The 19,108-nt window shown below is 60.4% G+C and carries 14 protein-coding genes; 8 read left to right on the top strand and 6 right to left on the bottom strand.

The window, feature by feature from the left end:
- Positions 1 to 491 precede the first annotated feature (491 nt).
- The 3 genes from IRZ24_RS05960 to IRZ24_RS05950 form a co-directional block, all read right to left on the bottom strand.
- On the bottom strand, positions 492 to 1,310 hold the full coding sequence (locus IRZ24_RS05960; RefSeq protein ID WP_297161150.1) for a crotonase/enoyl-CoA hydratase family protein: 819 nt from the start codon (positions 1,308 to 1,310) through the stop codon (positions 492 to 494).
- A 101-nt stretch (positions 1,311 to 1,411) separates the two neighbouring features.
- Entirely contained in the window at positions 1,412 to 1,942 is a 531-nt protein-coding gene (locus IRZ24_RS05955; RefSeq protein WP_297161148.1) for a hypothetical protein, read from the bottom strand.
- 376 nt (positions 1,943 to 2,318) lie between these two features.
- Positions 2,319 to 3,440, bottom strand: a complete 1,122-nt coding sequence (locus IRZ24_RS05950; protein WP_297161146.1) for a hypothetical protein — start codon at positions 3,438 to 3,440, stop codon at positions 2,319 to 2,321.
- Between the two features lie 350 nt (positions 3,441 to 3,790).
- Here IRZ24_RS05950 and IRZ24_RS05945 point away from each other — a divergent pair, with 350 nt between their 5' ends.
- The 5 genes from IRZ24_RS05945 to IRZ24_RS05925 all read left to right on the top strand — a co-directional run bounded on the left by IRZ24_RS05945 (position 3,791) and on the right by IRZ24_RS05925 (position 8,743).
- Complete coding sequence (locus tag IRZ24_RS05945) at positions 3,791 to 4,483, top strand: CBS domain-containing protein (RefSeq protein ID WP_297161144.1); 693 nt, start codon at positions 3,791 to 3,793, stop codon at positions 4,481 to 4,483.
- Positions 4,470 to 6,476: a GNAT family N-acetyltransferase gene (locus IRZ24_RS05940; protein WP_297161142.1), complete on the top strand. Its 2,007-nt coding sequence runs from the start codon at positions 4,470 to 4,472 to the stop codon at positions 6,474 to 6,476. The genes IRZ24_RS05945 and IRZ24_RS05940 overlap by 14 nt, the downstream gene beginning before the upstream one ends.
- 265 nt (positions 6,477 to 6,741) lie before the next feature.
- A complete protein-coding gene (locus IRZ24_RS05935; RefSeq protein ID WP_297161140.1) occupies positions 6,742 to 7,512 on the top strand; it encodes an SDR family oxidoreductase in 771 nt (256 codons plus the stop codon).
- A gap of 207 nt (positions 7,513 to 7,719) precedes the next feature.
- Positions 7,720 to 8,334: an RNA polymerase sigma factor gene (locus tag IRZ24_RS05930; RefSeq protein ID WP_297161139.1), complete on the top strand. Its 615-nt coding sequence runs from the start codon at positions 7,720 to 7,722 to the stop codon at positions 8,332 to 8,334.
- 139 nt (positions 8,335 to 8,473) lie between these two features.
- The gene (locus tag IRZ24_RS05925; RefSeq protein WP_297161137.1) at positions 8,474 to 8,743 is read left to right on the top strand and encodes a hypothetical protein; all 270 of its coding nucleotides are present in this window, start codon (positions 8,474 to 8,476) and stop codon (positions 8,741 to 8,743) included.
- Between the two features lie 377 nt (positions 8,744 to 9,120).
- On the opposite strand, the gene IRZ24_RS05920 is transcribed toward IRZ24_RS05925, so the two are convergent.
- The 3 genes from IRZ24_RS05920 to IRZ24_RS05910 all read right to left on the bottom strand — a co-directional run bounded on the left by IRZ24_RS05920 (position 9,121) and on the right by IRZ24_RS05910 (position 13,240).
- Positions 9,121 to 9,312: a hypothetical protein gene (locus IRZ24_RS05920; RefSeq protein WP_297161135.1), complete on the bottom strand. Its 192-nt coding sequence runs from the start codon at positions 9,310 to 9,312 to the stop codon at positions 9,121 to 9,123.
- 357 nt (positions 9,313 to 9,669) lie between these two features.
- Positions 9,670 to 10,449, bottom strand: coding sequence for a response regulator transcription factor (locus IRZ24_RS05915; protein WP_297161133.1), 780 nt, complete (start codon positions 10,447 to 10,449; stop codon positions 9,670 to 9,672).
- Positions 10,433 to 13,240: a PAS domain-containing protein gene (locus IRZ24_RS05910; protein ID WP_297161131.1), complete on the bottom strand. Its 2,808-nt coding sequence runs from the start codon at positions 13,238 to 13,240 to the stop codon at positions 10,433 to 10,435. Before IRZ24_RS05910 ends, IRZ24_RS05915 begins: the two co-directional genes overlap by 17 nt.
- A gap of 653 nt (positions 13,241 to 13,893) precedes the next feature.
- Between IRZ24_RS05910 and IRZ24_RS05905 the strand changes: the two genes are divergently transcribed.
- The 3 genes from IRZ24_RS05905 (at position 13,894) to IRZ24_RS05895 (ending at position 18,989) form a co-directional block, all read left to right on the top strand.
- Entirely contained in the window at positions 13,894 to 14,817 is a 924-nt protein-coding gene (locus IRZ24_RS05905; RefSeq protein ID WP_297161129.1) for a hypothetical protein, read from the top strand.
- A 538-nt stretch (positions 14,818 to 15,355) separates the two neighbouring features.
- Complete coding sequence (locus IRZ24_RS05900) at positions 15,356 to 16,243, top strand: class I SAM-dependent methyltransferase (RefSeq protein WP_297161127.1); 888 nt, start codon at positions 15,356 to 15,358, stop codon at positions 16,241 to 16,243.
- Positions 16,244 to 16,874: 631 nt separating this feature from the next.
- Complete coding sequence (locus tag IRZ24_RS05895) at positions 16,875 to 18,989, top strand: S9 family peptidase (RefSeq protein WP_297161125.1); 2,115 nt, start codon at positions 16,875 to 16,877, stop codon at positions 18,987 to 18,989.
- Positions 18,990 to 19,108: the final 119 nt, after the last annotated feature.

The raw sequence follows: 19,108 nt of genomic DNA, 5'->3' as shown, positions 1-19,108 counted from the left end.
CACCACGGTGTAGGTGACCTGGCAGTAGCTGGCAGCGTGGACCCGCGCCTGATTGCCAACAAGGCCCGTCAGCAGCAATACGGGCAGGGCCAGCAGCGCCAGCAGGTGCTTACGTCCCCACAGACGATCGCGCCTGGGTACCTGTGATGCCATAGCTTTCCTTGCTTTCCTTTCCTTGCGCTACTACTACTTCTGCGCACCCGCTCCGCGGAACCGTCCCTGATTCCTACGGATAGCGAGGGCGACGTCCCGCTCGCTTGCTTTCCGCAAGCGGTACCGTAAACGATTACGTAAACGGTTACGAGTAATATATACCTGTCGGGGATGAACTTTGTCAAGGGAGAGGGAGAAAGCGGGGGGAGACCTGCGCTGGGCGGCAGGCCGAGGAGCGAGCGCGCTCGGTGGGTGATGCTGGGCCTCCCCGCTTCCAAGCAGAGGGGGAGGCCCAGCAGGAGAGCCAGATAGGGATGTCGGTGCAGTCCAAAGGAGCCTTAGAAATCATCAAAGCGCCCGTGGCGGCCATGTCCTTCGGCAAAGCGCCTGGCCCCGCTCTTAGCTTCGTCCGTCTGGAGGGTCTTCAAGCCGTAGCTGGCCTCCAGGTGGAGGGCTTCTGGCAGCGGGAGAGACCATTGCTCATAGACGGAGAGCCGGTCGGAGCGCAGGCACTGCTGGGGAAAGCTTGCAAGCTGACGGGCCAGCGTCAGGGCTGTGGGCAGTGCCTCGCCATGAGGCGTCAGGCGGTTGACCAGGCCCATGCGCCAGGCCTCCTCACCCGAGACACTACGTCCGGTCAGGATCAAGTCGAGCGCCTGGCTTTGGCCGATGAGGCGAGGCAGGCGCACTGTCCCCCCATCGATCAAAGGGATACCCCAGCGACGATTGTAGACCCCAAAAACGGCATCTTCTGCCGCCACGCGCAGATCGCACCAAAGCGCCAACTCCAGGCCACCGGCTACGGCATAGCCCTCGATAGCTGCAATCACAGGCTTCTGCAAAAGCAGGCGTGTTGGCCCCAGCGGACCGCTGCCATCGCTATCAAGCTTCGGCATCTGGCCCGCCGCCAACTCCTTCAGATCAAAGCCGGAGCAAAAGCACCCTCCCGAGCCTGTCAGCACGGCCACGCTCAAAGTTGGATCAGCGTCAAAGCGGCGGAAGGTCTCCAGCAGGGCTGCTGCCAGCTCTGAAGAGATAGCATTACGCCTCTCGGGCCGATTCAGCGTCACTACCAGAATCGCTCCCTCTGGCTCTACCAACAGCGGCCTGGCCCCACCAGGCTGCTCTCTTGCGGCGCTCTCAGCACGCTCAGACATCTCGCTTGCCTCCTTCTTGATCACAGCGTGAACGGGGCGCACTGGGTCCAGCCCGCCCCGTTCACTCTATCCCCTGGAAGCGCCTCTTGTCTAGCGCCGGCTTAGTACTTGTACTGGCTGCCGCCGGGTGTCGGAGGTGCCAGCACCGACAGGGAAGGCGTCGCCACAAACCAGCGCCCTCCGACCCCATTGCCATGGATCTGCCCGGGAGCGGTGTCACCAGCATAGGTATAGAGCAGGTGCCCGTTGTAGGCGATCTGCTGCCCATGAGCATCCTTGACTACGCTGAGTCTACCGGGCAGGGGAGTGGCACTCTGCGGAGAACCATTTCCCTGAAAGAGCAGAGGAGGCCAGGTACTGGCGCAGCCGCCTGTACAGGCCGACTGAGTCGGCGTATCCGAGGTAAAGTAGTAGAGCGTCCTGCCCCGTATATCCGTCAGAATGGTAGTCGACTGACCATTGAGCGACACCATTGTAGTCTTGACAACCACAGGGCCTGACGCCGGAGCCGCCGTTGGGGTCGTGCTCATTGTACTCACCGTGGCTGTCGAGGCCACGTTACTGCCACCTGTCGCTGCACTGCTTCCTCCACAAGAGACCAGCATGACTCCGATGGCCAGCATCACAAGCATGAGCTTGAACTGCCTTGAAAGAACCCGTAGCATGATCACCCTCCAAAAGTGAGATCCAGGAGTGTAGAAGGCCGCAGGCCTGCGGCCTTGGCTACCGCGGTATCCGCTTACGTCTTACGTCTGCAGGTTACAGGCCCTCGGGGTCGGCTGACATAGGGAGAAAGCACCGTGGAGAGAAAAAGCTGGAGCGCACGAACGGAGTGCCCAACAATGCATGCGAGGGAAGGAGCGAGGCTCGCTCGTCTGCCAAAGGTGACCACCGCCAAGGACTGAGCACTAGAGACAAACGTCCTTTCTCGGAGGGGACAGTCAACTGACGGAGACGCCATCTCCCACCCACGCGCGGCAGCGATGTGCCGGCTGGCTCCCTGCTCACTTAATTGCCGTAAGAGATCACCATAGGGGGCGGCTGCAGCGCCAGGACCTGCGCTGGTGTCATCAGAGTATGTGCCTCGATATGATAGAAGAGCTTAAAACCACCATAACGAAAATTATGATACTTCTGCATATCCTGCTGCACCCACATCGTATATTGACGAATCTTATCCTGCTGATCTCCCCGATAGCCGCCGACGCTATCTACATGGATCACTACATCAACGCGGGGATCATAGAGCAGATTACGCTTATCAGCGAATTCGGCGACAGAGGCATCATAAGGATTCTTTAGACCATCCCCATCGCCGCGGTATTGATGAATCACCAGGATCTTGCGCGGTACATGGTACTGCATGGGCAAGGCGGCGAGCGTCTCGATCACCGGGTTCAGGTCGGAGGCACGCACATTACTAAGATTGACGCCAGGAATGCCGTTGTGGCGAGGAAACATCCATTCGGGATCGATGGCCAATTCCACAAAGCTATAGTGCTCCAGATAAGGCAGAAAGAAATTCAACTCCTGCATCACGGAAGCCTGGCCGAAGCTCAGGTCCAGAAACAGCAACAGACCATGTTCCTGGCAGAAGCGAATATACTCATCGAGCGTCTCCGGTGACAGACGGTGGCTGTAGGTGCCCTGGGGACCGGGGTAGCGATCGGGCACGCTGGCCACCAGATCGATCGCCAACTTTACCGGGTGTGAGGGATCAAGCTGTGCGTAAGCCTCCCCCTGTGCCTGCAGCCGGGCCAACATCTGGCCATTGAGCTGATAGGCCGGTCCTGTAGCAGGTGCGCCGGGAATGCCATAGAAAGCCACGACGCGGTAGCGAGGGAGAATCGCCCCCTGATTAGGATCGAACGGCTTCACCGGCTCAGCCTGTTCTCCTAGACGCTCCTCATTGAGCAGTGTCGCTGGCCGTTGCGAGCGCATGAGCAACTGCCAAGCCAGCGTGGTACCTGCCGCCAGAGTCGGTACCAGGATCAGCCCAAAGAAGAGCGTGATCAAGACAGTTGAGCGCCTGGAGCCTCCTGAACTGGCGTCGGCTGTGGTCCCCAGGGGCCTGGTAGGAATCCGGCTCAGTGCCTTTCCCCGGCTGGAGCGTCGTGTCGGAGTCATCATGACGGTCCAGGTCCTCCTCAAAAACCCTGCTCTCCCAAAAACGGGCTAACAGCGTTACCTCTGAATAAGTAGTCAGGAAGCGTGCTAAAGGAGCGATCGGCCTCCTCCAGAACAGGATGCCATAGGTGGAAACGAAACAGCGGCTGAGGTCGGTTCTCTCTCCCCCAGATAGGCTAGTCCAGGGGTCATATCCACCAGAGCACGGCGCAAGAAGAGCGGTCTGTCTCTCTCTGGGCCGCCATATGCTATCATAAAGACGGCTGAAGATTGTGCTATTCAGTATCGGTTAGCTGCCAGCGGGCCGGCTTGCAACAGAAGGAGGTGGGCACCTCGTGCTTGTAAGAGACGTCATGACCAGAAAACTCATCACAGTGACCCCCGCTGATACGCTGGGGCACGCTGCGACGCTGCTCCGTCAGTTCCAGTTTCATCATCTGCCAGTTGTCCAGGGAGAGCCTGCCTTGTTCGGCTTCACCGGTGCTGTGAAGCCGCTCTATCTGGAAGGACTGTTGACCTCGCAGGACATCGATCTGGCGGTTGCTGCCGCTGGTCAGCAGCCCTGGCAGGAGCGACATGTCCAGGAGGTTATGGATCGCAGCCCTGTCTGCGTGACCCCTACGACGAGCGTCGCTGCTGCCGCACAGTTGCTGGTCGAGCGCGGACTCAACGGCTTGCCTGTTATCGAGTATGAGCAGCAGGAGCAGCGGACGCGCCCCCTCCTGGTGGGCCTCTTGACACGTAGCGATCTCCTCATTGCGCTGGCACGGGCCCTGGGGGCCTTTGAGCCAGGCATGCAGTTGCTGATCCCCTTCACTGCTGGCAATCCAACCCCGCTGGCCCGCCTCCTGCTCCTGGCCGCTGAGCTGCGTGTCCAGGTTCGCAGCTTGGTCGTCGTTCCACCGCGGAACGGGCAACCTCGCGTGGCCACCGTGCGTCTGGGTACCATTAATCCTGCCCCGCTGCTGATGCGCCTGCAGGACGAGGGCATCGAGTATGCGTTTCCCGATCTAGCCCTGGAGGAAAGCAGTCATGACCAACGCTGATCATGCTTCCCATCCGCGCGTGTGCCTGGCTTTTGATCCACTGGAACTCCATTATGATTTTGGAGCCAATCATCCCTTGCAGGCGGATCGCATGCGGGCCTTGCTCGATCTGCTGGAGACGTGCCAGCTCTGGCGCCAGGGCGATCCCTGGTTGCATCTCCCCATTCGCCCCGCCTCCCTTGACGAGCTGCGGCTGATCCATACTGATGACTACTTGGCAGCCGTGCAGCGGTTGGGGGCCGTCGCCTCACAGCTTGTAACCCTCCCCTCCCAGCAACGACGGGAGCTCGAGCAGCAGGCCTTTCGCTATGGCTTCGGCGATGGCGACACCCCCATTATGCCAGAGATGCATGAGGTCTCGGCCATGATTGCCGGAGGCACTTTGATAGCTCTCTGCGCCGTCTTGGGACTTCCCGAGGGCGGTCAGTTCTCCTCGCCCGCTGAACGGCCTGTTCATGTCTTCCACCCTGGCGGCGGGTTGCATCATGCCTGGGCCAACCGAGCGTCAGGCTTCTGCGTCTACAATGATGCCGCGGTCGCTATTGCCCACGTGCTGCGTGCCAGTGAAGCCAAAGTCCTTTATATCGACTTCGACGCTCATCATGGCGACGGGGTCCAGCGCGCTTTCTACGATGAACCGCGCGTGTTGACTCTCTCCCTCCACGAAACGGGTCGCTACCTCTTTCCGGGCACCGGTGATGTCCTTGAGCTGGGGAATGGGCTTGGCCGCGGTTACTCAGTCAATGTGCCCCTGGAACCATTCACACAGGATGACTCCTATATTGAGGTCATTGAGAACTTGCTGCCGCCGCTGGCGCTCTCATTCGCTCCAGACGTCATCATCAGCAATCACGGCTGCGATACCCATGCCTGGGATCCACTGACACATCTGGCTCTCAGCATGCGAGCCTTACGTGCTCAGGTGCGCCTGGTACACGAGCTGGCCCACCGCTATTGTAGTGGGCGCTGGGTCGCCGTTGGGGGGGGAGGCTATGATCCTTACCGTGTAGTACCTCGTGCCTGGGCCCTGGTCTGGGCGGAAATGGCCGGTCTGCCTCTGCCAACCCACCTCCCAGCAAGCTGGATCGAGCGCTGGCGTCCGGCCTGGGAAGCGATGCGCGAGCGAGAGCGCGAGACATGGGAGGTGATGGGCAAACCTCTCCAGGAGAGTGACTTTCCTACGACCTTTGACGATCGGCCTGAGCAGTTTCCCCCAGTGCCACGCATCCAGGAGATCACTCGCGCCAATCGACATACCGCCTCGCTCGTACGCCACCTGGCCGTACCCCCAGCGGTACGTCCGGCTTTCCCGCCGCTGCGCCAGCGCTCTCCTCTTGCTGGCCTCTTCGATTTGCTCCATCTTCGCGGGGCTGACACTCCTTCGCGCAGTCAGACGTTCCAGACAGCGCGCGGGCCTGTGCTCATGCGCGATTTCTGTCCACCTTCGCTGGTGGAGCGCCTGCGTCCCTCTCGTGGCCTCTGCTCTTTCACACGCCTACCCGAGCGGGAGCATCGCCTGCTCTTGGAGATCGCGCGGCGGGCTGACTGTGCTTTGGCTCTGGCCCATACGCCGGCAGGGGAGATCGTTGGCGAAGTGACGCTGGCTCCGGGAGACGCCTGGTGGGAGGGCTTGGAGCAGGTCTATGAGGTGGCTATCGAGGTGAGCCGGGACTGGCGTGGCCTGGGAATTGCGCGCAATCTCCTGGCCTTTGCACTCGATCTGGAGGCGCGTGAGGATCTGATCTTCTTTGCTGTTGGCCTCTCCTGGCACTGGGACACCGAGGGAACTGGCTTGTCGATTTATCGTTACCGAGAGATGCTGATCAAGCTCTTTGGTTCACAAGGCTTCAAGGAATATCCGACCAACGAGCCAAATATCGCGATGGACCCGGCCAATGTCTTGCTGGTGCGCGTCGGCAGTCGAGCCGATCAGCGCATCGTCAGCCAGTTCTTCAGCCGGGTCCTGAGCACGCCCCAATTGCCCCGCTTCTGAGACAAACCGTGGTCGCCAGCCGGAGCCCAGGTCGGCACCCTTCTCTTTCCGCTCTGCCTGCTCTTGCCAACCGACCGGACTCCGAAAGGGCGGCACCGTCGGGCTGATCGGGGCAGGGGACCGCCGTGCTGGTCGCTGCTCAGCTCAGGCACCTTGCTTGCGTGGGCTGAGCAAGATACTCTGTGCACTCATTTATAGCCATGCCTGTCCCCCTGCCAGCAGGGGGGAGTTGCTCGCTCTCTTAGCGTTTTGTGGAGGCTTGCCTATGGATCTGGGCTTGGAAGGCAAAATCGCTATTGTCACGGGAGCCAGCCGCGGAGTAGGTAAGGCTATCGCCCGCGCGCTGGGCGCTGAAGGCTGTCGGCTAGCTATCATTGCTCGCGGGCGCAAGGCTCTGGAAGAAACAGCCGAGGAGCTGCACAGCGCCGGCATCGACGTCCTGACCATCGCTGCGGATCTGATGGTTCCTCAGAACATTGAGCGTATTGTCCAGGAGGTCATGGCTCACTATGGGCGCATCGACATCCTGGTCCATAACGCCGGTGGGGCCCGCGGCCAGACGATTTTCGACACCAGTGATGAGGATTGGCATGACGCTCTTGCGCTCAACGTCCTGGCGCTCAGCCACTTCGCGCGCCTGGTGGCTCCCATCATGAGCCGCCAGGGCGGCGGGCGGATCATTGCTATCTCTTCGATCTTCGGGCGCGAATCCGGGGGAAGGCCCGCCTACAATGCCCTCAAAGCAGCCTCTATTAGCCTCACCAAATCGCTTGCTCGTCAATTTGCTCCCAATAATATCCTGGTCAACAGCGTCGCTCCTGGCTCCTTGCTCTTCCCGGGCAGCTCCTGGGATCGCCGGCGCCAGGCAGACCCCGAGAGCATCGAGGCCTTTGTGAAAAGCGAGCTCCCGTTAGGACGCTTCGGAACGCCCGAAGAGGTGGCGGCGGTCGTGGTCTTCCTGGCCTCTTCCGCTGCCTCGCTGGTAAGTGGCGCCTGTATCCCAGTCGATGGGGCCCAGTCGCGTTCCAATATCTAGCCGCTCGGCCTGGGGGCCACCGGCCTCGCCTGGCCGAGCACCAGCAGCTTAAAAAGTCCTAAGAAAGCGACCCTCTGGTTTAGTTTCTGCTTAGAGCTTGTTACTGCAGAGCTTATCAGGGGCAGAATGCCTTGTAATCCGCTGGGAAAAACGGTACTCTTCTGTCTAGCAAGAAAGCGAGACGAAGAGCGACGAGGATACGAAACAATGGCAAAGCAAGAACGCCCTGCGGTAAATATAGATGGCATTCTGGCCCAAAAAGCCCTTGCTGGTGATGAGCGGGCCTTTGAAATGCTGGTAAAGCGCTATCAAACAGCTCTGTTTAGCTTTATCTATCACTTTCTCGGCGACTACGACCAGGCTTGTGATATTCTGCAGCAGGTTTGCTTGCAACTCTACATCTCGCTGCCGAATCTCCGCACCGGCGAGCCGCTGAAAGCCTGGCTTTTCCAGGTGGCTCGCAATCGCTGTCTGGACGAACTGCGGCGCAAGCGCGCCGTTCATTTCTCCGAGCTGGAAGGCAGCACCGAGGAGGATGAGCCTTCTCCCTTAGACGCCATGCCCGATAGTGGGCCGCTTCCGGAGGAGCTTGCCGAGCGCCACGATCTTCAGCGCATTCTACAGGAGGCCATTCAGGCGCTACCACCGCGCTTCCGGGCCGTTGTTCTGCTGCGCTACCTGGCCCAGCTCAGCTTTGCTGAAATCGGTCAGGCCCTGCAGATGCCGGAAGCTACTGCCAAGACCTACTTTCAGCGGGCTAAGCCGCTCCTGCGCGCCGCTCTGCATGAATATACAGGCAGGATCACTGCCGCTTTGGCCTAAAGCCGACGCTCTCATCGTCGCCCAGCTCGGTTGTGCGGTAGGAAGCAAGCCCTAGCGCGTGAAACTTCCCCTGGATGTTGTTCGTTGTACATAGCAGAGCACGAGCGAGCCAAGGAACAACATCCAGGGGAAATTGTTTATGCGGGAGCAGCGCGAGCGATCAATCCAACCTGCAGCAGCAGCGCAGGAAGGGGAAGAGCCGCAAGAAGAGTTTGATGAACTGGATCGCCTGTTCATAGAACATTTGCCGCGCCTTCAACCCCCAGCAGAGGTCATGGAGCGCATCCTCACCTTGACACGTCAATCTGCTTCCCCACGGCGACTAGCCTCCGAGGCCCCGCGCCACCAGAGCTGGCAGGACGGGAAAAGCCAGGATGACGGGTCCCAGCGCGCTGACGGCCACACATGACAGGCAGCGGCGCATGCATTGCCCCAAGCGAGAGACCACTGATCGCCTGCCAGCAGCCGGAGGAGGCAAGGCCTCAGAGGTCTCTCAGGGAACGAGCTGGAGGCAGTCAGGCCCGATGGCCGGCGCAGTGGCAGGCGGGCCTTGTCTCTCGTCAGAGCTTGGTCAAGCCAGTCCAGTGAGTGGGCATACAGCCATTCAACGTGGAGGCCGTCCAGAAGCGTAAAGAGGGCAGCATCCGCACCTGCCCTGTGAAGGAGCGAGGTCGGCGCTACCCTCGGCTGTAAGGTCCATGGCACCGAAGAGGATAGATGTATGCTGTAGTCCTTCCTGACGAGCTAGAGCAGCGTTCCGAACAGGGTGATCGGTGCCGCCTTGCCTCACGCAATCTGATCGCTCAGCTTCCCCGTTGCGACAAGCCAGCGGACAAACTCCAGGCGGCGATGTTCGGCAAGAGCCTGTTGTTGTTCCCTCTCGGCGTACTCTTCGCGGAGCCTGGCCAGGCGGCGCATCTCAACCTCATCAAAACCACCGCGGCGCAGTATCTCACGATCATCTTTGCGGTCCTGCATGTGGTCCTCCTTCTTCACTGGCAAGCGGGCGGGTAATCAACCCACCAGCGGGATCACCAGGCGTGCGACCCGTTTCACAAGAGCCTGCATTGCATAAGGCTTAGGCCACTGACACTGATCTCCTTTATCCGGGCCTGAGCGCCTCACGGTAGTCCCCGGGCTAGCGTGTGGGCGCCCTCGCATACTCTCCTTTCCGCCTCTCGATGCGAACAAGCAAGCAAGCAATCACGGTCAGCTCCTCTGTTACAGAGTATACATTACGGCGAGTGACAACTGTGTGAACACAGCAGGGGAAACTGTGAAAATCCTGTGAAGGTTGACCTTCATGAGTGAATTGCCGGAAAGAGGTGCTTTTGCCTACGACAAATCACTCAGCAGGGGAGCATCGGGGGGCGGGACAAAGTAACCGACACCCGGCTCATTGCGCAAGAAACGCGGATGGGCAGGGTCGGGCTCCAGTTTGCGGCGCAAGTGCCGGATGAAGGTACGCAGATAGGTATTCTCTCCTACATAGTCGGCCCCCCAGACGCGCTGCAGCAGCTCGCGGTGAGTGAGCACCTTGCCGGCGTTGCGCGTCAGCTCATAGAGCAAATCGTATTCGGTTGGAGTCAGATGAACCTCCTTGCCGCCGGAGCGCACCTTACGACGGGCAAAATCCACCTCCAGCCCGTCAGGACCACCACAGCGGTAGATCGGCGTACTGGGGCTGGTAGTTCCCTGCCCCAGACTGCTCAGCAGCCGCTCCGTTTCAGCGGCCCGGCGCAAGGCGACACGCACGCGGGCAAGCAGCTCGTTGATGCTAAAGGGCTTGGTCAGGTAATCATCGGCCCCCTGATCGAGAGCCTTAATCTTGACCGGCTCCTCATCGTGGGCCGAGAGTACGATAACTGGGGCATTGCTCCATTCGCGCAGGCGGCGCAAGAACGCCAGGCCATCCAGCGTCGGCAAAGATAAATCGAGCAAGACAAGCTGAGGTTGCACGAGCGCGGCCAGCTCAATACCCTGGGCCCCATCGCGAGCCGTTTGCACCTGAAAGCCACGCGCTTTCAATTGCGCGCGCAGGAAGGCGCTCATCTGGGGATCATCTTCCACACAAAGAATGCATGGTTTTTTCTCTCGCTCAGAAGCCGACATCATGTGCACCCTCCCTGGAGCCGGTTGTATTGCCACGCGGAGCTGAGGCGGGCAGCAGGGGCTGGGCTGTTGTTGGTTCTCCTGCAATGCTGAGACGGAAAGCGAAGGTTGTACCCTGGCCAGGGCTGCTGTGCAGCGTCAATGCGCTCTGATGGGCCTCGATGATACCGCGGCTGATATAGAGGCCCAGGCCTGTACCGGGACTCCAACGCGCACTATCGCGGCGCCGGTCCCGGGCCGGCTGGCCAGGTCGGTCCGCCGCCGGACGACGGCTAGCGGCGAAGGTACTAAAGCGCGTGAACAGCTCTTCTTGCTGTTCGGGGGTCAGTCCGGGGCCGTGGTCGGTGACCCGGATCTCCACCTCGCGTGGACTGACCTGCTCTGCCTCCAGAAGGACGGTGTCCCCTTCCGGTGCGTGATAAAAGGCATTGCTCAGCAGGTTAGTCAGCACGCGGATAATCATCTCATAGTCCGCCAGCACCGTGGGCAATTGAGCTGGGACACGTACCTCTAGGCTGCGATGCGAGCTTGCGATTAGGGCCTCCAGGCGCTCCTGGAGGTCTTCGACCAGCTCAGAGAGCAGAACCGGCTCTAGCTCCAGCCGCAGCGCGCCGGCCTCGACACGCGCTGCATCCAGGAATTGATTGACCATACTGACCAGGCGCTCCACCTGCTCATCAGCGGTGCGCAGAAAGTCGCGCTGTTCTTCCAGCGACCAGCGCAGGTCATCAGCCTGCAGGGCGCTCAGGTGCGCACGAATATTGGCCAGGGGCGTTTTCAGCTCGTGGGCCATCGTCGTAAAGAAATCTTCGCGCTCGCGCTCCAGCTCTTTCATACGCGTGATTTCGTGCCAGACCAGAAGCGCCCCGCTAATCGTACCATCGCTGGCTCGTAAAGGCGCCGCACTCGCCAGCAAGAATAGCGTTGTGCCATCAGGCTGGCTCAGATGGAGCTCGCTCTCGCTGGCCTCGCCGCGGAACAGGGCGCGTGCCAGCGGTCGCTCCTCAACAGCCATCAGCTCGCCGTTTGGACCGTAGACATTGATCCGATCGATGATCTCCTCGCTGGGGCGTCCTGCCAGGCGGCGAATGATTTCCTCGGGGTCATCGATTTGGGCCTCTGGCACCCCCATCCGGCGCAGTAGCCGGGCTGCCTGGCGATTGATGATGCTGATGCGAGGACGCTCGCGTGCCTCCTTGGAGATCAAGAGGACGCCCGAGGGCAATCGCTCAAGGAGGGTCTGCATGCGGGCGCTCTCCTCCTCAAGTGCAGCCTTGGCCTCCTGCAGCGCCTGATTACGTTGGGCCAGCTCAAGCGTCCGAGCCACAACCTCGGCCTCAATGCGTTCGCGTGCGGCTGCCTGCTCGGTCACATCGTGGTAGATCACGAGGAAGGCGAAGATGTCACCAACGGCGTCGTGAATGGGTGCATAGGAACGGCGAATGACATAGGGGCGGCCATCGGCGCCGATGACCTTAATTTCATCAACGCTATGTTCCAGGGCGCGGCGTTCCAGAGCTGGAATATCTTCCGGCCCGCGGGGCAGCCCTTCCTCAAAGCGCGCCTGACTGCGAGCCAGTGCCTCCCAGATCGGGAGACCCAGGACCTCATCGCTCCAGCCCAGCAAGCGGCGCACAGCGTGATTCATGTCTGCTACGCGCCAGCGAGCGTCGTAGATCACCACCCCATCGGGAATAGCCTGCATGATATTCTCTCGCTGGCGCACGTTGCGACTCGCCGTACGGGCCAGGCTGTTGATGCTGAAAAAGAGGCGCGCGTTATGGATAGCCAGGCCGGCCTGACGGGCGAATTGTTCGAGCAGTTCAACCTCCTCTGCAGGGAAGCCTCGTGCCCGTCGATGATAGACCTCGATGGTCCCTACCACTGGCGGGCGCTCCCCTAGACCCTGGCCCTGCGTTCCGCGACCTTCGATCGGCCTCATCGGCTCGGGGTGAGGATCGAAGATCGGCACACACAGAACGGAACCGGGACGGCGCGGCAGGCCATCGTCATCAAGGAGCGGCAGCTCCAGCTCTGGACACTGGCCTGTGTCCTCAATGATCAAAGCACGCTGTTCGCGCAAAGCCCGGCTGAGGAGCAGGCGCTCATTCAAACGGGGACGCCACTGCTGGGCACTGGGATGCAATCCTTTCTGAGCCGCCAGGGTCACCAGCGGCTCGGACTCGCCGACGGCTTCTTGACGCACAGGTGGGCGCGCTTGCGCGATATCGGGGAGCACCGTTTCAACCTCGGTCACCGGCTCCAGCAGGAGAATGGCGCAACGCGTCGAGCCAACCATCTCCTGAACAGCCTGCAGAATACGATCCAGGACCTCGGGCAGGGCAAACGGCCCGGCAATCGCCGCTGAAATGTGCTGCATTGCCTTCAGCAGCAAGCGTGAACGCACCTGGCTGGTCACATCTTCCACGGTAATCAGAAGGGCCTCCTGCCGCCCTTTCTCCCATCGCTCTCCACGCTGCCCCCCCCAGGTCACCGGAATCAGGGAGATGCGCCAGTAAGTGCGCCCTCGACTGGCCAGCAGCCCTTCATAAGGGACGTCCTGAAAGACCAGACTCTGACGCGTCGTGCTGACCCGCTGCAGATACGGCACAGCTCTGGAGACAAGCTCCGGGGGAAGTATCTCGGCGAGACGGTGACCAACCACTCCTTGCGAGCGCCACGGCTCGTTCAGCAACGAGACCAAGTACTGGTTACTGTAGAGAACGCGCCAATCGGTATCATCCAGGACTGCGGCTCCGACCGCGATATGTCCCAGAATTTGTTCAAGTTGCACAGATGGCTCTGGCTCCATAGGTCTGGGTTTCTAGCCACGCCGGGTCTCTACCTGACCTGGACTGGAAAGAATACGCCCCACGCAGCGCCGCCAGGGGCGGCGTTCTGGTCCTCGCTCCCTCTTCCCTCCCTACTACACAATATTATATCGCCTGTAGCCGGTGGGTGTGAGCCGCCGAAGAGCGGCTCGGCGCGCCCCTCTCCGGGCGGGGCCCAGGAGGGGCCTCCCGGCTTCCCTTCCAGACCCCGTCAGCGGCTCAAATGGGGCCAGCCAGCCAGGGACATCCCGGAGAGCAAGATCAGTGGTAAACCAGGTCTCCTACTCCCACAGTAGAGATTAACAGACTGCGGTGTCAAAGGAGAAGGTTTGTGGTATGATGATGTCAACTCCCGAGAGAGTACTGCAACCCTGAAACGTCTGACCTTCCGGGTCCTTTTGCGCCGCATGAGGCAATGCCATCCGCCCGTCTGTCTGTCCGCTTGCCCGTGCGCTCCCCCTGGTGTCGGAGCGCACAGTGGGCATGGCCACTGGCCGTGGCGGCGCAGGACTAGGGATCACATGACGGCTGCACTCCGTGCTGTTGGCTGATAAGGCTGCCAGCGGTTTCACTGAAGCGTGGTGTCGCAGCCGGTTCGTTCTGCGAGGAGGGATTCATGGAGCTTTCGCTGCGGCTGGATACCCTCGGGGTGGTCGAGGTGCGCTATCTGCGTGGCCGGGAGCGCTACCGCGATTGGCCCCCTTTCCAATTGGTGGCTGCCTCGCGGCAAGCTCGTATCCAGGCGTATATGAGCCGCGAGGTTGCTGAACAGCTTCATCAGCAGATCCTTGCGGTAGAGGCGGCTGTTGGTCTCGATGTTGAGTTCGAAGAAGATGATGATGATAATCACTTTGAAAAGGAGCATAGCAATCGTCCACTTGATGACAAGCATTTTGATGATGCAACAGAGCGAGAGAGCAGCGCAAGTACCTTCTCTCCCTCCCTCGCCCAGGCGTTGGATCGCCTGAACGAACTGGCGCGGCAGCGCTTACCCGAGGCTAATCCCTCCTCGAGTGCTGCGGAGCGCAGTGAGTTACTGGCCGAGGAGGGTGAGCTAAGTGCCGAGGAAGAGGGAGCGCTGGAGCAACTGCAGGATGCCTTTACCCAAATGATGGATGTGGTGCGGGAGCTGGCTGAAGAGATGGCCACCGACGCACTGAAGCTGACTGGTCGCTTCCGCTGCGTGCGCACTAATCTGATCTTCACTCAGGCCGATCTCCCAGATGAAAGCGAGGCGCCCGAGGAGGAGGGTGCGGGCGAGGAAGAGGAGGAGTCAACAACCGAGCTGGTCGACGAGGAGGCGGCTGAGGAAGAAGTCATGGAGTTTGAGGTAGAGCTGGTCATGATTCTCCAGCTCTTTGAGGAGGGACGGGCCCGCGCCGATGATTCTCCTGCGGTGGAGTTGCAGCTTGATGTCGATGACTTCGAACGCCTGCATGAGACGCTTGATCTTGCCCTACAACGTGAAGCAAGAGGCCGTCGGCGTAGCTCCTCTCATCTGACCTCCGAGCGTGGTCGGCGCAATCGCCGGCGTCATTAGTTCGCTCTCCTGTGACCAGGCGATAGCTCTCGATCGACTGGTTGCTTCTCCTGGTTGTGAGGCTGGCTCCCTCTGCTACGCCTCGTTCTCTGTTGCGGCTTGACTGGGCGGTTATGTGGTGAGGGCCCTCTTCCCCCTCGCTTCCACTGTGTCTGATCCCCCTGTGATGCGGGTCTTGCTAGTCGGGGACCAGTGACGCGAATCCGCTCAACTTGGGATGAAGCTCGCAAAAAATGGCTACCGGTGGTCAGGCCAAAGCTGATCTGCTACAATGGAGGCGAAGCTGCTCGACAAGAGAATGCGGGCCAGCCTGACGGCGAGGTTGGCTGGTCTGAGTACCAATCACTTGCCTTGCAGTGTAGGAGTGCAGTGGATAGCGAAGCGGTTGGGGCTGCAGGGTCCCCGCTGTTCCCATGATCCATCTGGTTCTGTCAGCCTGGCAGGCCAGAACGGACAGGGGGGTAGGAGCGGCGTGCGGTCCTCGCTGCTGGTCTGTAAGTGCGTTCGCTGCTGTGATTGTGAAGGGAGCTTGACCGCTATGATTGATGAGCGTGTGAGGTATGGGATCAGACCCTGCTGGGAGCGAGGAACCTATGTGATTGAGGCCGATGACGCTGCTGAATTGGCACGGGCCATGCAACTAGAGCCGCTGGTGACACGGCACATGGGGGGTCTCTTCCCGGAGCGTGATGGTGATCTGAGCGGGGTACAGACGATCCTTGATGTTGCCTGCGGCCCAGGCGGCTGGGCGCTGGCGGTGGCGTATGCCTATCCTCATGTGACGGTGGTTGGCATCGATAGCTGCCCCGCGGTGGTGGAGTATGCCCAGGCGCAGGCCTGGTCTCGCGGCCTGACAAATGTTGAATTTATCGTAATGGATGCCTTGCAGCCCCTCGACTTCCCCGATGATACCTTTGATTTGGTCAACGCCCGTTTCTTGATGGGCATGATGCCCATCTCTGCTTGGCTACCGCTGTTGCGCGAGTGCCGCCGCGTCACACGCCCCGGAGGGAGCATGCGACTGCTCGAGGCCGAACTGTGCCTGACAACTAGCCCCGCCTTTGAGCAGCTCTCTGCTTACTTAGCCCGCGCCCTCTGGCGCAGGGGATATAGTTTCTCGCCCGATGGGCGTACCCTTGGTATCACGGCTGTCCTAGGTCAGCTTCTGCGCTCGGCAGGATGGCGCGACGTCGGCTGTCGCCCGTTTGTGATCGATTTCTCAACTGGCTCCCCAGCCCAGACTGAGGGCTATCAGCATTTTATGCTATTTTGGAAGCTGGTTCAGGATTTCGTCTGCGCGTGTGCGGATGTTGCCCCCGAGACTTTTGAGCGCCTCTATCAGCAGGCACTGGCCGAGCTGCTGCTTGATGATTTCTGTGGCCTCTGGTTCCATTTGTTGACCTGGGCTGTGAATCCACAGTTCTGATCGGCCGCGGCGGACTCTGCGCGGCTCCGGTCCGCCTCTCGTTGCCATTCATTCGCTCCCCGCTGGGCAGGCGAACAGGCCAGGCCAGAGAGCTTGCTTGACAGGAAGAAGCCTATCGCTGTATCATGCCTCTATCAGTATCAGGCGAATCATGGTGAACAAGGCAAGAGATCATCGATGGTCATGCTTGCTACATAGCAGAGATCTCAGAAAAATGATGTCTTTGTGCATTCCAGGTGATTGGGACCTATTAGGGAAGTTGGCCTCGCTGTCTCTCGTAAAGAGCGAGTGCCTCCTACGGCCTGCTCAATGACCTGGTTCCCCTATTGCCCTCGAGCGCATGCCTGTCAGAGGCCATAGTCTGGCTCTTGCTCACTGATGGCAAGGTACGGGTATAGCCGTTGCTCAAGAGCTTTCCTCAAGAGGATTGGCATATGATGCGGTTTTCTTCCTCCTCCTTCCTTGCCTGGCCCGGGAAGAGTCACGATGCTCTGGCCTCGAACAGATCGACCCCTCCTTTCGGGGAAGCGATGGGGGATGATTGTCAATGCGGGTCGACCGGTTGGAGCAGCTTGCCTCGCGAGCGTGATACGTTCCTGCCGGTCTTGTTAACCATCAGAAGAAGCTGTTTATGACTAGGACTATTACGATTGAGGATCTCTATCGGCTGCGCTTTGTCAGCCAACCTCGTCTTTCACCCGATGGTTCTCGTATCGCCTTTGTAGTCACCACGATTGACGAGCAGGAGCACGAGTATCGCTCGGCGATCTGGGTAGCTCTGCCTGGGGGCGAGATTCGGCGCTTCACTGGTGGGCGTGCCAGAGCGCACAGTCCTGCCTGGTCGCCTGATGGGCGCTGGCTGGCTTTCGTCTCTGATCGCGAGAGCGAGGAGCCGCCCAGGACGGGGACGGTAGAAGCCGCCGCGGAGCAGGGTGGTCAACGTCCGACCCAGATCTGGCTGCTGCCGGCGGACGGTGGTGAGGCCCGCCAGTTGACCCGAATGGAGCACGGTGTTGAACGCCCCGTCTGGTCGCCCGATGGGCGCTATCTCCTCTTCTCGGCGCAAGTCGGCCCAAGTGAGCCAAAAACGCCCGCAGGCAAGCCTCTGCCAAAGGCACGGGTGATTGACCGCCTCTGGTATCGCCTCGACGGAGTGGGGTTTATTCATGAGCGACGACATCACCTCTTTCTGATCCCCGTCGAGGGAGGTGAGCCTATCCAGTTAACCGATGGCGACTGGGATGACAGTGATGCGGCCTGGTCGCCCGATGGCCAGCAGATTGCCTTTGTCTCCAGCCGCCAGGAAGATCGCTGGCGCATGCCTTGCCCCGATCTGTATACGCTCTCGATCGCGGCTGGACAGCCGGGTGAGTTGCGTCGGTGGACCGATGGAACCTTGTCGTGCTCCTCGCCTTCCTGGTCGCCAGATGGCCGCCATCTCGCCTTTTTGGCCATGCCAAAGTATCGCTCAGCGAACCATGTCGATCTCTATATCCTCTCGCTCGACGGGGCTGTCCCGGGCCAGGTCCAGCCCGTGTGTCTGACGACTGACTTTGAGGGGAGCTGTGTCGACTGGACTAATAGCGACCTGGGCGATGAGCATCTGATGCCTCCGCCTGGTTGGTCTGCCGACGGTCAGACGCTCTATGTGCTGGCCTCGCGCCGCGGAGCAACCAGGCTCTATGCTATTCCTATCAGTGGTGCCGGTCAGGAACCGCCAACTCTCACGCCTGGCGAAGTGCACGTCCGCGACTTCTCCCTGGATCAAACAGGTCAGAACGCTGCTGTGCTCATGGGCGGCGCTGTCCAGCCACCGGAGGTCTACCGTTGCTCGCTGACCCTGACCCGGGGAGCGGACGAACCGACGCAGGAGCAAGGCGCTGGCGCGCCGGCGCTCAGCCAGGTCTCTCATTGCAATGATGAGCTGTTGCAAGAACTGAAGCTGGCCGTACCGGAATATCTCCCTTACCGTGGCTGCGATGATTGGCCAATGGATGGCTGGCTGCTGCGCCCTCCACATTACGATTCCTCCCAGCGTTATCCGCTCATTGTTGAGATTCATGGCGGCCCCAATACGCAGTATGGCTATGGCTTCTTCCACGAAATGCAGGTACTTGCCGCCGCCGGTTACGTCGTGCTCTATACCAACCCGCGCGGAAGTTGCGGCTATGGGCGTGACTTTGCCCTGGCCGTGCGCGGAGCCTGGGGTGAAAAGGACTCGCTGGATATCTTGGCAGGCATCGAGGCGGCTCTGCAACAGGGTGGCATCGATGAACAGCGCATCGGCGTCATCGGGGGCAGCTACGGCGGCTTTATGACTGCCTGGCTGATCGGCCATAGCGATCGCTTCCGGGCTGCCGTGGCCGATCGTAGCCTGACCAATCTGATTTCTGACTTCGGGAGCAGCGATTTTGGCTGGGTTTTTGCCGATGATGAATTGGAGACTACTCCCTGGGAGGACCTGGAACGCTACTGGCGTATGTCGCCCCTGGCCTATGTGCAGCAGATGAAGACACCGCTCTTGATTTTGCACAGTGAGCAAGATCTCCGCTGCAACATCGAGCAGGCCGATCAGCTCTTTACCGCGCTCAAGTATCTGGGTCGCGAGGTGCGTTACGTGCGCTTCGAGGGCCAGAGCCACGGCCTCTCTCGCGGGGGCCATCCCTACCTGCGCCTGCAACGCCTCCGCTTCATCCTCGACTGGTTTGAGCGTCACTTGCGCGAACCCAAGCCGCAGTCGGACTAGCTCGCCTCACAGCAGCTCACCTCTCCGCGGCTGAAGTGCTCTCCCTCAGGACAGAAGACTTGCCGCCTCGCCCTAGGAATTGCCCAGCAGGGCGAGGCGCCTCCCCGTCCCGACACCCC

The sequence above is a fragment of the Thermogemmatispora sp. genome, assembly GCF_019683755.1.
Classification (GTDB): domain Bacteria; phylum Chloroflexota; class Ktedonobacteria; order Ktedonobacterales; family Ktedonobacteraceae; genus Thermogemmatispora.
Note: the sequence above shows the minus strand (reverse complement) of the source record. Positions and strands in the feature narration are given on the sequence as shown.

What these genes read in the sequence shown, in the direction of transcription:
- IRZ24_RS05960 (WP_297161150.1), bottom strand. Translation starts at nt 1,310, where the DNA reads ATGTCTGAGCGTGCTGAGAGCGCCGCAAGAGAGCAGCCTGGTGGGGCC.
- IRZ24_RS05955 (WP_297161148.1), bottom strand. Translation starts at nt 1,942, where the DNA reads ATGCTTGTGATGCTGGCCATCGGAGTCATGCTGGTCTCTTGTGGAGGA.
- IRZ24_RS05950 (WP_297161146.1), bottom strand. Translation starts at nt 3,440, where the DNA reads ATGATGACTCCGACACGACGCTCCAGCCGGGGAAAGGCACTGAGCCGG.
- IRZ24_RS05945 (WP_297161144.1), top strand. Translation starts at nt 3,791, where the DNA reads ATGACCAGAAAACTCATCACAGTGACCCCCGCTGATACGCTGGGGCAC.
- IRZ24_RS05940 (WP_297161142.1), top strand. Translation starts at nt 4,470, where the DNA reads ATGACCAACGCTGATCATGCTTCCCATCCGCGCGTGTGCCTGGCTTTT.
- IRZ24_RS05935 (WP_297161140.1), top strand. Translation starts at nt 6,742, where the DNA reads ATGGATCTGGGCTTGGAAGGCAAAATCGCTATTGTCACGGGAGCCAGC.
- IRZ24_RS05930 (WP_297161139.1), top strand. Translation starts at nt 7,720, where the DNA reads ATGGCAAAGCAAGAACGCCCTGCGGTAAATATAGATGGCATTCTGGCC.
- IRZ24_RS05925 (WP_297161137.1), top strand. Translation starts at nt 8,474, where the DNA reads ATGCGGGAGCAGCGCGAGCGATCAATCCAACCTGCAGCAGCAGCGCAG.
- IRZ24_RS05920 (WP_297161135.1), bottom strand. Translation starts at nt 9,312, where the DNA reads ATGCAGGACCGCAAAGATGATCGTGAGATACTGCGCCGCGGTGGTTTT.
- IRZ24_RS05915 (WP_297161133.1), bottom strand. Translation starts at nt 10,449, where the DNA reads ATGATGTCGGCTTCTGAGCGAGAGAAAAAACCATGCATTCTTTGTGTG.
- IRZ24_RS05905 (WP_297161129.1), top strand. Translation starts at nt 13,894, where the DNA reads ATGGAGCTTTCGCTGCGGCTGGATACCCTCGGGGTGGTCGAGGTGCGC.
- IRZ24_RS05900 (WP_297161127.1), top strand. Translation starts at nt 15,356, where the DNA reads ATGATTGATGAGCGTGTGAGGTATGGGATCAGACCCTGCTGGGAGCGA.
- IRZ24_RS05895 (WP_297161125.1), top strand. Translation starts at nt 16,875, where the DNA reads ATGACTAGGACTATTACGATTGAGGATCTCTATCGGCTGCGCTTTGTC.